The 13,290-nt window shown below is 74.0% G+C and carries 14 protein-coding genes; 1 reads left to right on the top strand and 13 read right to left on the bottom strand.

Annotation, left to right across the window (positions count from 1 at the left end; all coding sequences use genetic code 11):
• Positions 1 to 20: 20 nt before the first annotated feature.
• The 7 genes from B446_RS13325 to fabG are packed head-to-tail and all read right to left on the bottom strand — an operon-like array spanning position 21 to position 6,991.
• Positions 21 to 1,256, bottom strand: a complete 1,236-nt coding sequence (locus B446_RS13325; protein ID WP_020939966.1) for an FAD-dependent monooxygenase — start codon at positions 1,254 to 1,256, stop codon at positions 21 to 23.
• Positions 1,253 to 2,080 carry an SRPBCC family protein gene (locus B446_RS36080; protein WP_020939965.1) on the bottom strand — a complete coding sequence of 276 codons (828 nt, stop codon included), beginning with the start codon at positions 2,078 to 2,080 and terminating at the stop codon, positions 1,253 to 1,255. Before B446_RS36080 ends, B446_RS13325 begins: the two co-directional genes overlap by 4 nt.
• A gap of 11 nt (positions 2,081 to 2,091) precedes the next feature.
• Positions 2,092 to 3,114, bottom strand: a complete 1,023-nt coding sequence (locus tag B446_RS13315) for an aldo/keto reductase (protein ID WP_020939964.1) — start codon at positions 3,112 to 3,114, stop codon at positions 2,092 to 2,094.
• 13 nt (positions 3,115 to 3,127) lie between these two features.
• The gene (locus tag B446_RS13310; protein WP_020939963.1) at positions 3,128 to 3,691 is read right to left on the bottom strand and encodes an antibiotic biosynthesis monooxygenase family protein; all 564 of its coding nucleotides are present in this window, start codon (positions 3,689 to 3,691) and stop codon (positions 3,128 to 3,130) included.
• A 15-nt stretch (positions 3,692 to 3,706) separates the two neighbouring features.
• A complete protein-coding gene (locus tag B446_RS13305; RefSeq protein ID WP_020939962.1) occupies positions 3,707 to 5,200 on the bottom strand; it encodes a class I adenylate-forming enzyme family protein in 1,494 nt (497 codons plus the stop codon).
• Positions 5,193 to 6,140 carry an aromatase/cyclase gene (locus tag B446_RS13300; protein ID WP_020939961.1) on the bottom strand — a complete coding sequence of 316 codons (948 nt, stop codon included), beginning with the start codon at positions 6,138 to 6,140 and terminating at the stop codon, positions 5,193 to 5,195. The genes B446_RS13305 and B446_RS13300 overlap by 8 nt, the downstream gene beginning before the upstream one ends.
• 59 nt (positions 6,141 to 6,199) lie before the next feature.
• The gene (gene fabG / locus B446_RS13295; protein WP_020939960.1) at positions 6,200 to 6,991 is read right to left on the bottom strand and encodes a 3-oxoacyl-ACP reductase FabG; all 792 of its coding nucleotides are present in this window, start codon (positions 6,989 to 6,991) and stop codon (positions 6,200 to 6,202) included.
• A 203-nt stretch (positions 6,992 to 7,194) separates the two neighbouring features.
• On the opposite strand from fabG, the gene B446_RS13290 reads away from it, so the two are divergent.
• Complete coding sequence (locus B446_RS13290; RefSeq protein WP_020939959.1) at positions 7,195 to 7,635, top strand: nuclear transport factor 2 family protein; 441 nt, start codon at positions 7,195 to 7,197, stop codon at positions 7,633 to 7,635.
• 185 nt (positions 7,636 to 7,820) lie between these two features.
• Here B446_RS13290 and B446_RS13285 read toward each other — a convergent pair whose 3' ends face one another.
• From B446_RS13285 to B446_RS13260, 6 genes are all read right to left on the bottom strand, one after another.
• The gene (locus B446_RS13285) at positions 7,821 to 8,084 is read right to left on the bottom strand and encodes an acyl carrier protein (RefSeq protein WP_020939958.1); all 264 of its coding nucleotides are present in this window, start codon (positions 8,082 to 8,084) and stop codon (positions 7,821 to 7,823) included.
• A gap of 26 nt (positions 8,085 to 8,110) precedes the next feature.
• Positions 8,111 to 9,337, bottom strand: coding sequence for a ketosynthase chain-length factor (locus B446_RS13280; RefSeq protein WP_020939957.1), 1,227 nt, complete (start codon positions 9,335 to 9,337; stop codon positions 8,111 to 8,113).
• The gene (locus B446_RS13275; protein WP_020939956.1) at positions 9,334 to 10,623 is read right to left on the bottom strand and encodes a beta-ketoacyl-[acyl-carrier-protein] synthase family protein; all 1,290 of its coding nucleotides are present in this window, start codon (positions 10,621 to 10,623) and stop codon (positions 9,334 to 9,336) included. Before B446_RS13275 ends, B446_RS13280 begins: the two co-directional genes overlap by 4 nt.
• A 60-nt stretch (positions 10,624 to 10,683) precedes the next feature.
• The gene (locus B446_RS13270) at positions 10,684 to 11,493 is read right to left on the bottom strand and encodes a thioesterase II family protein (protein WP_078614697.1); all 810 of its coding nucleotides are present in this window, start codon (positions 11,491 to 11,493) and stop codon (positions 10,684 to 10,686) included.
• Positions 11,490 to 12,260, bottom strand: a complete 771-nt coding sequence (locus B446_RS13265) for a cyclase family protein (protein WP_020939954.1) — start codon at positions 12,258 to 12,260, stop codon at positions 11,490 to 11,492. Before B446_RS13265 ends, B446_RS13270 begins: the two co-directional genes overlap by 4 nt.
• A 144-nt stretch (positions 12,261 to 12,404) precedes the next feature.
• Positions 12,405 to 13,223: an AfsR/SARP family transcriptional regulator gene (locus B446_RS13260; RefSeq protein ID WP_020939953.1), complete on the bottom strand. Its 819-nt coding sequence runs from the start codon at positions 13,221 to 13,223 to the stop codon at positions 12,405 to 12,407.
• Positions 13,224 to 13,290 lie beyond the last annotated feature (67 nt).

Genomic DNA, 13,290 nt, shown 5'->3' with positions numbered 1-13,290 from the left:
CCCCCTCTTCGTGTGTCCGGCTACAGCGCGAACAGCTCCTCGGCGACCCGGACGGACGGGTTGCCGTACGCGACGGTGCGCAGGATCTTCCGGTACAGCGGGGTGTGCCGGACCACCGCGGCCAGGCGGGGCCGCACCCGGGTGGCGAACGTGCCCGTCGACAGCATCGCCTTGCTCTGGACGCCCTGCAGCCGCATCGTGGCCGCGATGTCGGGGGCCCGCAGCCGCTCGAACCGGGACAGGGACTCCGCACCGGTGTCCTCCCGGCGCACCGCATCGACCAGCACCGGATGGAGCACCACGGCGTCCTGCACGGCCAGGTTGATGCCCTGCGCGCCGATCGGGCTGTGGGTGTGCGCGGCGTCGCCGATCAGCACCAGACCGTCCACGGCCCAGCGCTCGGCACGCCCGGAGAAGACGTCGAGCAGGCTCAGGTCGCGCAGCGAGGTGATCTGGTCGTCGATCAGCTCCGCGTACGCCGGCACCGCCCGCGCCAGCTGGGCCTTGATGTGCCCGAGCCCGCCCCGGGCGACCTCCTGGTACCCCTTGTGCGGCAGCGTCCAGCCGACCTGCACGTTGTCCGGCCACGACCCGTACACCAGGACCGGGCTGGTGCCCGCGCCGCGGAACACCCGCACGTCGTGCCCGTCCTCGCGCCGCGCGCCGCGCAGCTTGAACCAGAGCACGTCCTGGTCGAACGCCTCGGTCCGGCCCGCCTCGATCCCGGCGAGCCGCCGCACCTTGGAGAACCGCCCGTCGGCGCCGACCACCACCTTCGCGCGGAAGACGTGCCCGTCACCGGTCACCCCGGTCACCCGCCCCCCGTCGTCGCGCAGCAGCCCGCCGACCCGGCAGCCGTCGACGTACCGGAAGCCGGTGAACCGGGCGCAGTGAAGCAGGAGTTCGGTCAGCAGATGGGCCTGGGGGAGGGACAGCAGATGGTCGTACGGGGCGGGCAGCGACCGGTAGTCGATGTCGAGCAGCACCCGGTCCCGCTCCAGGAGCCGGAACCGGGAGTGCTCGTGGCAGCCGCGCGCCCGCGCGTTCTCCAGCACGCCCAGCTGGTCCAGGATCCGCATCGCGCCGGGCTGCAGGATCTCCCCGCGGAACTCCCGCTGGTGCGACCGCGAACGCTCCACCACGCTGACCCGCAGCCCCGACCGGAGCAGCAGCAGCGCCAGGGTGAGCCCGGCCGGCCCGGCGCCGACGACGCAGACGTCCGACTCGATCTCCTCGACGTCCGCCGCCTCGCTCATCGGGCACCCGCGAGCGTGAGCGCGTCCCGCACCCCGGCCTCGGCGAGCCGGCGCACCCGCGCGTGCTCGTCCGTGGCGACGGCCAGCACATCCGCCGTCACCCGCACGCCGCCCGCCTCCTCGGCCAGCCGCCACCGCGTCCGGTACAGCCGCGCGGGCGCGGGCGGCGACAGCGGCTTCTGCACGAGGACGGCGTCACCGTGCGCGATCTGCACAGCGGGGCCCGTCCCCGTGTCCCCGAACCAGGCGTCGCCGTCCCCGGCGGGCAGCGCCGCCAGCAGCCGGCCGCGGACCTCGGCGAGGGAGCGGCCGGCGACGTGCGCCGCGGACTCGGCGCGGATCACGTCCGTGGTGAGCGCGGTGGCGCTCTCCGTCTGCGACTTCAGCGTCCGCATCTGCAGGGATCCGTGCCGGTCCAGCTCCCCGGCGGTCCCGGCGGGGTCGGCGTCGGTGGTGAACCAGTGCCCGGACTCCACCCGGCAGCCCCCGTCGGGCCGGGACACGAAGTCCCAGGTGCCGCCCAGCTGCCGGATCGGGCCGACGGAGCCCCGCTGCTCGAACACCATGCGCAGCGCCCGCGGGTCCAGGGTGCGCTTCGACGTCCACACGCGCAGCCCGGTGCCGTCGGGCCGCACGGCCCAGAACTTCACCTCGTCGTCCGCGCCCTCGCGGCCGAGCACCTCGGTGTGCGCGATCCAGGGGTAGAGAACCGGCCAGTCGGCGACACCGGTCAGCGCCCGGTAGACGGAGTCGGCGGGGGCGTCGATGTCGACGGTGGCGCGGGTGTGGTGGACCTGCCGTTCGGTACCGGCGGATACGGTCATGAGGGGACCTTTCAACGGGCGGTCTGGGTAAGGGATGCGGCGCGCAGCATCCGGCTGAGGGTGAGCGCGGGGTCGCGGACCACCACCGGGGCGAGGGCCGCGTCGATCCGGTGCAGCAGCTCCGGGTCCAGCGGGGTGCGCAGGGCCGCGAGGTTGCGGGTGATCTGCTCGGGAGCGGACGCGCCGATGACGGCGGTGGCGACCGCCTCGCCGCGCAGCGCCCAGGCGAGCGCGAGCCGGGGAAGCGTGAGACCGGCCCGGCCGGCCAGGTCGGCGGCCCGGGAGACGGCGGTCAGCACCGCGTCGTCCAGGAAGTCGAACCGGCGGATGGAGACCTCGCCGCCGCGCGCGGCCACGGCACGCGAGCCGGCCGGAGGCGGCTGCCCGGGCCGGTACTTGCCGGTCAGCACGCCTCCGGCCAGCGGTGACCACACCATCTGCCCGATGCCGAGCGCGGTGCACGCGGGGATCACCTCGGCCTCGATCACCCGCCACAGCAGCGAGTACTGCGGCTGGTTGGCGACCAGCGGCACCCCGAGTTCGCGGGCGAGCCCGGCCGCGCGCCCGATCTCGTCGGCGGCCCACTCGGACACGCCGACGCAGCGGACCTTCCCGGCGCGCACGGCGTCGGCGAAGGCCCCCATGGTCTCTTCCAGCGGGGTCGAGTCGTCGTAGAGATGCGCCTGGTACAGGTCGACGTGCCCGGTGCCCAGCCGCCGCAGCGACGCGTCCAGGCTCGTGGCGATCCGCCCGGCGGACAGCGCGCCGGGACCGGGCCCGCCGCCCCTGCCCACCTTGGTGCAGACGACGACGGAGTCCCGGTCCACGCCACGCAGGGCCCGGCCGAGCAGTTCCTCGGCCCGGCCGTCCGCGTAGGCGTCCGCGGTGTCGAAGGTCGTGATGCCGGCGTCCAGCGCGGCGCGTACGCACGCCAGGGCGTTCGCGTCGGCGAGCTGGTTGCCGGCGGTCAGCGAGTTCCCGAACGCGATCCGGCTGACCACCGGCCCGTCCGTGCCGAGTCGGCGGTACTCCATGGGGTCCTCCTGTTCAGACCGCGCCGGCGGCGAGGTCGGCGCGGTTGCCCGCGATCGGCGAGGCGGGCAGCGCGCGCTCCACGAAGGGGGCGCGGGCGGCGGCCGCCTGCTCGGCGGAGCGCCAGCGGGTCAGGGCGGTGAAGCCGCCGGGGCGGGCGAACAGCGACCTGGCGACGTCGGCGCCGACGAAGCCGTCGGCCTGCGCGTAGCCGCGGTACGCGCCCGGGTCCTGGTCGGTGAAGAACTCGACGACGAGGTGGTCGCCGTCGCCGGCGCTCGCGCCGTCCAGGCGCAGCACGCCCGCGGACGGGTCGGCGACCACGTCCACGATCCGGTGGAACTCCTCGGCGTGCTCCTTGAAGGTGTCGCTCGCGAGCACCGCCTGGAAGTCCTCCGGCTTCTCCCACCAGCCGAAGTTGACGTACACCCCGGGCTGCTCGGTGGAGCGGACCGCCTGGTGGGCGACGAACCCGGGGCGGCCGCGCATCCACTCCACATGGCTGAGGAAGCGCTCCTCGAACTCCGCGGCGCGCGCCGGGTCCTTGAGCGTGAAGGTGTTGACGACGGTGAAGTTCATGGTCCCTCCGGGGGGTCAGGCGGGCTGGTGGTTCCTCAGCTGCTCGGCCAGCAGCCGCCGCTGGATCTTTCCGTTGCCGGAGCGCGGGATGGCGTCGAGCGCCATCGCGTCCCGGATGTGCTGGTAGTACGGCAGTGCGTCGTTCACCCCGGCGACCACGTCCCCCAGCGCCGACGGCTCGCGCAGGACGACCAGCGCCCCGGCGACCGCCCCGTGCGCGGTGTCCGGCAGCTCGACCACGACGGCGTCCGCGACCCGCGGGTCGCGCAGCAGGACCCGCTCCACGTCGGACGGCGCGACCAGGAAGTTGTCGCACTTGAAGACGTCCTTGAGCCGGTCCACCAGGAACAGCCGGCCGTCCTCGTCGACGCGTCCCACGTCCCCGGTGCTCAGCCAGCCGTCCGGCTCCAGCCCGGTGCCGTCGGGGCCGCCGAGGTAGCCCCGCATGACCTGGGGCCCGCGCAGCTGCACCTCGCCCGCCGAGCCGGCGGGAAGGACGGCCCGGGTGTCGATGTCCACGATCCGGCACTCGGTCCCGGCGACGGGCCGCCCGACCGAACCGTGCACCGGCCGGTCGGGGTCGTCGCTGTGCGTGAGCGGGGAGGTCTCGGCCAGCCCGTACCCCTGGAAGACGGGGACGGAGAACCGCTTCGAGAGCCTGCGGGCCGCGGCGACCGGCAGTCCCGACCCGCCCGACGCGATCCGCCGCAGGGAGCGCACCGACACGCTGTCCAGGTCGGGGTCGGCCGCGAGCCGGGCCAGCCGTACCGGCAGGCTGTAGAGGATCGTCGCACCGCACCGGCCGGCCGTCAGCAGCGCCACGAGCGGCTCCGGCGCACGGCACAGCACCTGGGTGGCGCCCGCCGCGACCGCCGAGTTGAGGTGCATCGGGTGGTACGTCGGCAGGTGGTTGAGGGCGACCGTGGTGCCGTCGAGACGGTGCGCTTCGGCGATCTGGGCGGCGTTGACGACGACGTTGCGGTGGCTCAGCCGCACCGCCTTGGGGCGGCCGGTCGTCCCGCTGGTGAACTGCAGCACGGCGGTGTCGCCGGGCCCGGTGCCGGGGTCGGCGGGCGCGCCGGCGCCCGCGGGCAGCGCCCCGATGCGGAGCACCTCCCGCAGCGCCGGCAGCCGGTCGCGTACGGCGGCCAGCCGGGCCTCCAGCGCCGCGTCGACGACGGCGACCGCGGCGCCGCCGAGCGTCAGCACGTGCAGCAGGTCCTCCTCGCGCAGCAGGGGGTTGACCACCGCGACGGTCCGCCCCGCGCGGGCGGCGGCGTGGTAGGCCACCGCGAAGTCCGGGTGCAGGACGGACGCCACCGCCACCACGTCGCCCGCCGCCGTGCGGTCCTGCAGCGCGGCGGCGAAGGAGTCGACGCGCGCGTCGAGCGTCGCGTAGTCCAGCTCCGTGCCGTCGTCGACGATCGCCGGGTGCGCCGGGGTGGCGGCCGCGGCCCGCGCGAGCAACTGGTCGACCCGGTCGGGCAGTTCGTACGGCAGCTCAGCCACGGAGCGCCTCCGCGTGCGCCTTGGCCAGCTTCAGGGTGTTGGTGCTGTTGGTGCTGAGCGCCTTGTGGACGTACTCGCGGGCGTCGGCGACCGTCTTGCCGGTGCCGAGGATCCTCTCCACCGCGGACGGCTTCAGCGTGACCGTGTGCCGGGAGGTGACGCGGACGCCGTCCGTCCCGGGAACGATGGTCCAGCTGCCGGTGTGGGCGGTCATGAGGCCCGGCACGGTGGTCTGCTTGTAGACGATCCGGTCGGGTCCGAACACGACGCGCACCGACTCGGTGGTGTGGGTGGAGCCGTCCCGGGCGCTGGTGTCCATCGCCATGACCTGCACACCCGGCTCGTCCTCGGTCAGGTCCAGGCGGGCCACGTGCGGCAGCCGCTCGGGCCACAGGTCGGCCCGGTCGAGGAAGTCGAACACGTCCTTGCCCTCGGCGGCCATCTCCACGGTGTCCTCGAAGGAGAAGACCAGCTCGTCCAGCTCGCGGTACCGCTCGGCGATCTCCTTGATGTTGCCCAGCTCGGCCCCGCTGTTGCGGTCCACGGCCGCCGTGATCCACTCGACGCCGGCCGGGTCGTCGTCGACGGCGGCGAAGTCGTGGTGCAGCTCCAGCAGCGAGGAGCCGCCGTCGACGGGGGAGACCACCCAGGTGCCGCCCATCGCGGCCACCGGCGGGGCGGACACCTCCTGGCGGAACGTGACGGTCAGCGCGGCCGGGTCCAGGGTGCGGCGCGACACCCAGTTCTTGACCGTGCCGTTCGCGAGCGCCCAGATGTGGATGCGCTCGCTGCCCTCGTCCTTCTCCAGGTGCTCGACGTGCACGTTGGGGGCGAAGTACTGGGGCCACCTGGTGACGTCGGCGACGATCCCGTAGACGACCTCGGCGGGCGCGGCCACGGCGATGCTGTGCAGGGTGCGGTGCGGTGTGGTCACGGACACGGATGGACTTCCTTTGCTCGAAAGAGGGGCTCGGAGGGAGGAGGGGCGGGGCACGCGGCTCAGAAGTTGCCGAGGCCGCCGCAGACGTTGAGGGCCTGCGAGGTGATCGAGGCGGCGGTGTCGGAGGCCAGGTAGCCGACCAGGCCGGCCACCTCCTCGGGCGTGGAGTAGCGGCCGAGCGGGATCTTCGCCTGGAACTTGGCGAGGATCTGCTCCTCCGAGGTGTCGTAGGCCGCCGCGTATCCCTCGCGCACGCGCTGCGCCATGGGCGTCTCGACGTAGCCGGGGCAGACGGCGTTCACGGTGATGCCGGTGGGCGCCAGCTCGTTGCCGAGGGCCTTGGTGAAGCCGACCACGCCGTGCTTGGAGGCGGAGTAGGGGGCGCCGAGGACCACGCCCTGCTTGCCCGCCGTGGAGGCGATGTTGATGATCCGGCCCCAGCCGCGCTCCCGCATGCCGCCCTGGGTCAGGACTTCGCGGGTGGCGAAGAAGACGGAGTTGAGGTTGGTCGCGATGACGTCGTTCCACAGCTCGTCGGTGAGGTCGGCGGTGACGCCGCCGCCGCTGCGCCCGGCGTTGTTGACCAGCACGTCGATCCGGCCGAAGGCGGCCACGGCGGCGCCCACCAGCGCCTTCACCGACTCCGGGTCGCGCACGTCGGCGACGGTCCCGTCGGCCTCGTACCCCTCCTCGCGCAGCTGCTTCACGGTCAGCCGCACCGATTCCTCGCCGCGGGCGCAGATGAAGACGGCGTACCCGGCCTCGGCCAGGGTGCGGGCGGCCGCCAGGCCGATGCCGCTGGTGGCGCCGGTGACGAGCGCGGCCTTGTGGTCCTTGAGCTGCTGAGCCATGGGGTCTCTCCTGGACGTTCGGTGTCGGTGCGCCCCAACGTGCCGAGCCCCGCTCGAACCGGTGTAGAGCACCGGTGGACGGCCGCCGCTCCAGAACCCCCCGACCGCCGTTCGAGCGCCGACGGCGAGCGTGAACGGCGCCGGGAGGCCCGCAGCGGGACCACCGCAGAGCCACGGCACGACCACCGCAGGAGAGGACCCGTATGACCGTCACCGAGCTGCCGCAGTCCGCCACGGCCGGGCTGTACCAGGAGATCCAGCAGTTCTACGCCCAGCAGATGCACCTGCTCGACGACGGCCGGGTCGAGGAGTGGGCCCGGACCTTCACCGAGGACGGCGTCTTCGCGGCCAACGCCCAGCCCGTCCCGGCCGTCGGCCGCGCCGCGATCACCGAGGCCGCCGCCAGGGCCACCGAGGCGTACGCGGCCGCCGGCGTCCAGCGCCGGCACTGGCTCGGGATGGTCTCGGTCGAGTCCGCCACCGAGCGGACGGTCACCGCCCGCTGCTACGCCCTCGTCATCGAGACCCCGCGCGGCGGCCGTCCCGAGATCAAGGCCAGCACCCTGTGCGAGGACCGCATCGTCCGCGCCGACGGCGCCTGGCAGATCCAGGACCGTCGGATCACCCGCGACGACCTCATCTGACCATCCCCCCAGGGCCGGCCGGCGCCGGCCCTTCCCCCGGCAGTGCCCGCACGCGACTCCCCCGGCGTGCGGGCACTGCTGTGTGCTGCGCGCCGTGCACTGTGCGAGGGCACGGGAACGCCGCAGGCCGCCGCACCCCGTACGGGATGGGCGGCCTGCGCGCGGGAACGGCTGCCGGCGGGGGCCTATGCGGCCCGGACCGCCGACGCGGCCCCCAGCTGCTCGTTGATGAACTCCAGCAGCAGCCGCGGCGTGGTCGCCTCGGCCACCGTGTCGTCGGACAGCTGGATCCGGTGGTCGCGCTCGATGACACCGGTCACCTGGAGGACGGCCAGCGAGTCGTAGCCCAGCTCGTCGAAGGGGGTGTCGAGGACGTCGCCGTCCAGGTCGACGCCCTCGTCGACGCCGGCGCACTCACGCAGCAGGTCGGTCAGTTCTTTCAGTTCCATGGAAGTCACCTGTCTGTTGGGGGTTCTCAGTCGTCGGCGGTCACGACGGCGGCGGCGTTGAAACCGCCCCTGCCGCGCGCCAGCACGAGCGCCGTGCGCACCGGGCCGCGGCGGACCGCGGTGACCAGGTCGAGGGCGCCGTCGGCCGGTGCCGTGACGTTCACGGTCGGCGGGATCACCGCGTCCCGCACGGACAGCAGCGCGGCGGCCAGGTCGAGCGAGGCGCCGCCCGCCAGCAGCCGGCCGGTCATGGTCTTGGGAGCGGTCACCGGCACCCCGCGCGTCCCGAACAGCGCGGTGAGGGCGTCGGTCTCCTGCCGGTCGAGCTCGGGCACGCCGGCCGCGTCGGCGAACACGACGTCCACCGCGGACGGCGCCAGCGACGCCTCCTCCAGGGCGAGTTCGGCGGCGCGCCGCAGCCCGGGCTCACCACCCCGGCCCGGCGCCGGGTCGAAGGTCGCCGCGTACCCGGCGAGCCGTCCGTACACCCGAGCCCCGCGGTCCCGGGCCGCCTCGGCGTCCTCCAGCACGAGGATCGCGCCGCCCTCGCCGACGACGTACCCGGACGCCTCCGCGGCGAAGGGCAGGTACGCCCGCCCGGGGTCCGTCACCGTGCTCATCCGGCCGCCCGCGAGCTGGGCGGTCCAGCCCCAGGGGCAGATCGCGCCGTCCACGCCGCCGCTGACGATGAGCTTGCTGCCCTTGCGCAGCTGGCGCCGCGCCTGGGCGACGGCGTCGAGCCCGCCCGCCTGCTCGGTGACCAGCACACCGCTCGGCCCGCGCAGCCCGTGCCGGATGGAGATCTGGCCGGTGTTGACGGCGTAGAACCAGGCGTACGACTGGTAGGCGCTGACGTACTGGCCGCCCTTGCTCCACAGCGCCTGCAGCTCGCGCTGCCCGTACTCGAAGCCGCCCGCGGAGGCGGCGGTGACCACACCGGCCGAGTACGGCGGCAGTTCGTCGGGGGAGGCGCCGCTGTCCTCGACGGCCTCCCTGGCCGCGGTGAGGGCGAGGCGGGTCATGTGGTCCGTGGCCGGCAGGAGCCGGCTCGGGATGTGCTCGGCGGGGTCGAAGCCCGGCACCTCGCCCGCCAGCCGCGCCGGGTAGCCGGACGCGTCGAAGCGGGAGACCGGACGGATGCCGCTCTCGCCGGCCAGCGTCGCCCGCCACCACGCCTCGGTGCCCAGGCCGTTGGGAGCGGTGACGCCGATGCCGGTGAAGACCGCGGTCGTCGTGGCGAGTGCGGTGGTCATGCGGCCCTACTCTCTGTCGTACGGTCCGGACGCCCGGGCCTGGTGAGCACGATGGCGCTCTGGAAGCCGCCGAACCCGCTGCCCACGCTGAGCACCGTGTCGATGGTCTTCTCGCGCGCCACGACCGGCGTGTAGTCGAGGTCGCACTTGGGGTCGGCCTCGTGCAGGTTGGCGGTGGGCGGCACCACGCCGTGCTCGATGGCGAGCGCGGACGCCGCGATCTCCAGGGACCCGATGGCGCCGAGCGAGTGCCCGATCATCGACTTGATCGACGACACGGGCGTGGCGTAGGCGTGCTCGCCCAGGCTGCGCTTGAACGCGGCGGTCTCGTGCCGGTCGTTCTGCAGCGTGCCCGAGCCGTGGGCGTTGATGTAGTCGACGGCGGTCCCGGGCAGGCCGGCCTCGTCGAGCGCCACCGTGATCGCCTCGGCCATCTCGGCGCCGTCCGCCCGCAGACCGGTCATGTGGTAGGCGTTGGAGCGCGAGGCGAACCCCGCGACCTCGGCGTACATGTGCGCGCCGCGGGCGACGGCCCGCTCGTACTCCTCCAGGACGAAGACGGCGCTGCCCTCGCCCAGGACGAAGCCGTTGCGCGACTTGTCGAAGGGGCGGGAGGCGGTCTCCGCCTCGTCGTTGCGGTTGGAGGTCGCCTTGATGGCGTCGAAGCAGGCGACGGAGATCGGCGAGATCGGCGCCTCGGTGGCCCCGGCGATCATCACGTCGGCGCTGCCCTCGCGGATCAGCTCGACGGCGTGGCCGACCGAGTCGAGCCCGGAGGTGCAGCCGGTCGACACCACGGCCGTCGGCCCCTGCGCACCGAACTCCCAGGCCACCTCGGCGGCGAAGGAACTCGGCACGAAGCAGTCGTACAGGTGCGGGACGGCCCGCTCGTGGTCGACCAGCCAGGCCTCCCCGTCGTCGCTGACGGCCGCGTACTCGTAGTCGAGGCTGGTGGTGGCGCCGACCGCGCTGCCGATGGCGACACCGGTGCGGAACGGGTCGGTCCCCGCCGGGCCGAGGCCGCTGTCCGAGACCGCCTCGCGGGCGGCCACCAGGGCGAACTGGGCCGCCCGGTCGAGTCGTTGGCCCTGCTCCTCGGTCAGCCCCTGGGCGACCGGGTCGAAGTCGACCTCGGCGGCGATGCGGGACCGGAAGCCCGAGGCGTCGAAGAGCGAGATCGCCCGGGTCGCGGTGCGGCCCTCGGTCAGCAGGGACCAGTACTCCTTGGTGCCGACGCCCCCGGGGGCTACCACACCGATTCCGGTAATGACGACGCGTCGGCTCATCGGGCCTCCTCGGTTCGCGGGTCGCGGGGGATCGCCCCGGGAGAATGCAGCACGGCTGCGTCACCTCTCTGATCGGTCAGCTGTCGCCATGAGTCTCGACGCGGCGTCTTGATCCGCGCTCGACTCGTCTTGGAACGGCCCCCGCAACTCCTCGGCCACCTCACGCAGCAGCCGCGGCACGGACCGCTCCCGTACGAAGAAGTGGCCGCCGGGCAGGGTCTGGAGCCGGAACCCGGCGTCCGTGTAGTCCGCCCACTCGGCCATGTCGGCCAGCGGCGAGACCGGGTCGTCCCGTCCGGCCAGCGCGGTCAGCGGGGTGCGCAGCCGCGTGCCCGCCCCCGCCCGGCACAGCGACTCGGCGAGCCGCAGGTCGTCCCGCAGGGCCGGCACCACCCGCCGCCGCCACAGCGCGACGTCACGGCCGGCGGCCTCCGCGGGTATCGCGTCCAGATCGACCAGCAGCTCCAGCAGCTGCCGGTCCGCCAGGTCGGCGCTGCGCACCAGGAGATTGCGCAGATGCGGCGGGGGCACGGCCCCGACCACGAGCCGCGCGGGCGGGTGCAGGCCGTCCTTCTCCAGGGCCAGCGTCAGCGCGTGGGCGACGAGACCGCCGAGGCTGTGCCCGTAGAGCAGATACGGCCGGTCGAGCAGCGGCAGGATCAATTCCTGCAGCTCGCCCATGAGTTCGGCGGCGTCCGTGATCCTCGGCTCCCTGGAGCGCGGCCCGCGTCCCGGCAGCAGTACCGGGACCACCTCGGCGGCGTCGCCGAGGTCCCGCTGCCAGCGGGCGAAGGACGAGACACCGGCGCCCGCGTGGTGGAAGCAGAACAGCCACGGCGCCGCCATCTCCGAACTCGTCCGGAGCCTCATTCCCCGATCAGGGCCACGGCCCGGGTCCAGCCCGCTCCCGCACCGGCGATCTTCACGGGGAAGCAGGACACCCGGAAGCCGTGCGCGGGCAGGGTGTCGAGCTGGGCGAGCCGCTCCACCTGGCAGTACTCGCGGCGCCGCCCGGCGAAGTGGGCCGGCCACAGCACCGAGCGGTCGCCGGTCTCCTGGTAGGCGCGGATCATGTGGCCGAAGGGGGCGTCCAGGCTCCAGGCGTCGGTGCCGATGACGCGCACGCCGAGGTCCAGGAGATGGTCCGTGGCCGGGCCGTCGAGCCCGGCGAAGTCGGTGAAGTACCGCGGGGTGCCGGCGTGCACGGAGGCGCCGGTGTGCAGCAGGACGATGTCCAGCGGGCGCGGTACGTACCCCGCCTCGGCGATCGCCTTCTCGATCCGGTCGACGCCGATGACACCGGTGCCGACGTCGCTGACGTCGAGGACCACGGCCGGGCGCAGGAACCAGTCGAGCGGCATCTCGTCGATGTTCCGCGGGCGTCCGTAGGAGCCGGATGAGCCGTAGTGCGAGGGCGCGTCCACATGGGTGCCGGTGTGGCTGGTCAGGGTGAGCGTGTCCAGCGAGAGCAGTTCACCGCCCGGCAGGTCGGCGGGGTCGAAGTCGAGACCGAAGTGCTCCTTCATCTCCGCCGCCATGTGCCGGGCCCCCTCGGCCGGCGTCATGATCTCGTGGACGATCGGGTCCGGCTCCCACCCCGACGCGTCCACGGCGGACGACAGGTCGATGACTCGCAAGGTGAACCCCCAGGTTCGGTAGGAGAGTTTCGGGGGCACCGTGCGGCCAGACCCTGGAGGACCGGTCGAGCCGCGCACGCGCCGGGCCGCCCGCTCGCCGGGAAGGGGGCGGGCGGCCCGGCGGTGTCCCGGCGAGCGCCCCGGTCAGGCGGCGAACAGGTCCAGCGTGCGGCGCCCCGCGGAGGTCGCCGCGTCCAGGGAGGGGTTCCCGGCGAGCACCGCGTGGTGCAGCTGCTGCAGCCGCGTGGAAGGGTCCAGGCCCAGCTCGTCGGCGAGACCGCGGCGCAGGTTCTGGTACACGTCCAGCGCCTGCCACTGCCGTCCCGACCGGTACAGCGCCACCATGCACTGGGCGTGCAGCCCCTCGTGCAGCGGGTGCCGGGCCGTCAGCGAGGTCAGCTCCGCCAGCAGCTGCATGTGGCGCCCGAGGCGCAGATCGCAGTCGATGCGCTGCTCCAGCACCTCCAGCCGGCTCTGCTCCAGCCGCACCAGCTCGATCTCCAGGAGCGGGCCGAGCCGTACGTCGACCAGGGCCGGCCCGCGCCACATGGCGAGCGCGTCCCGGTACAGGGCGGCGGCCGTGGTGTCGTCGCCCCGGTCGGCCTCGGACCGGGCGGTGGCCACCAGCCGGTCGTACTCGTGCACGTCGACCGCGCCGGGCTGCACCTCGAGCAGGTAGCCGCCGTGCCGGGTGGCCAGCACGTCCCGGGCGCCGTAGGGGCTGTCCGGGCCGAGCGCCTTACCGATCAGCCGGCGCAGCTGGAGGATGTAGGTCTGCAGCGTGGTCAGCGCGCTGCGGGGCATGTCGCCGCCCCAGATCTCCTCCATCAGCGTCGGCACGGGCACGACCTGGTTCGTGTACACGGACAGCAGGGCCAGGATCTGCCGGGGCTTGCCGGCGCTCGGGACGATCGATGTGCCACCTGTTTCGGCCATCAGCGGGCCGAGCACCTTGATCTCCATCGTGGGTTCCTCCGGGGTTGGGTCCGCCGGACCTCCCCGTCGTATCGGGCCCGGCTGCAACACCCTC

It is taken from the genome of Streptomyces collinus Tu 365, assembly GCF_000444875.1.
Taxonomy (GTDB): domain Bacteria; phylum Actinomycetota; class Actinomycetes; order Streptomycetales; family Streptomycetaceae; genus Streptomyces; species Streptomyces collinus_A.
This window is presented reverse-complemented; position numbering and strand designations above follow the sequence as displayed.

Excerpts from the sequence above, each read along its gene's own strand:
- B446_RS13270 (WP_078614697.1), bottom strand. The coding sequence starts at position 11,493 with ATGAGGCTCCGGACGAGTTCGGAGATGGCGGCGCCGTGGCTGTTCTGC.
- B446_RS13325 (WP_020939966.1), bottom strand. The coding sequence starts at position 1,256 with ATGAGCGAGGCGGCGGACGTCGAGGAGATCGAGTCGGACGTCTGCGTC.
- fabG (WP_020939960.1), bottom strand. The coding sequence starts at position 6,991 with ATGGCTCAGCAGCTCAAGGACCACAAGGCCGCGCTCGTCACCGGCGCC.
- B446_RS13310 (WP_020939963.1), bottom strand. The coding sequence starts at position 3,691 with ATGAACTTCACCGTCGTCAACACCTTCACGCTCAAGGACCCGGCGCGC.
- B446_RS13315 (WP_020939964.1), bottom strand. The coding sequence starts at position 3,114 with ATGGAGTACCGCCGACTCGGCACGGACGGGCCGGTGGTCAGCCGGATC.
- B446_RS13290 (WP_020939959.1), top strand. The coding sequence starts at position 7,195 with ATGACCGTCACCGAGCTGCCGCAGTCCGCCACGGCCGGGCTGTACCAG.
- B446_RS13285 (WP_020939958.1), bottom strand. The coding sequence starts at position 8,084 with ATGGAACTGAAAGAACTGACCGACCTGCTGCGTGAGTGCGCCGGCGTC.
- B446_RS13260 (WP_020939953.1), bottom strand. The coding sequence starts at position 13,223 with ATGGAGATCAAGGTGCTCGGCCCGCTGATGGCCGAAACAGGTGGCACA.
- B446_RS13280 (WP_020939957.1), bottom strand. The coding sequence starts at position 9,337 with ATGACCACCGCACTCGCCACGACGACCGCGGTCTTCACCGGCATCGGC.
- B446_RS36080 (WP_020939965.1), bottom strand. The coding sequence starts at position 2,080 with ATGACCGTATCCGCCGGTACCGAACGGCAGGTCCACCACACCCGCGCC.
- B446_RS13275 (WP_020939956.1), bottom strand. The coding sequence starts at position 10,623 with ATGAGCCGACGCGTCGTCATTACCGGAATCGGTGTGGTAGCCCCCGGG.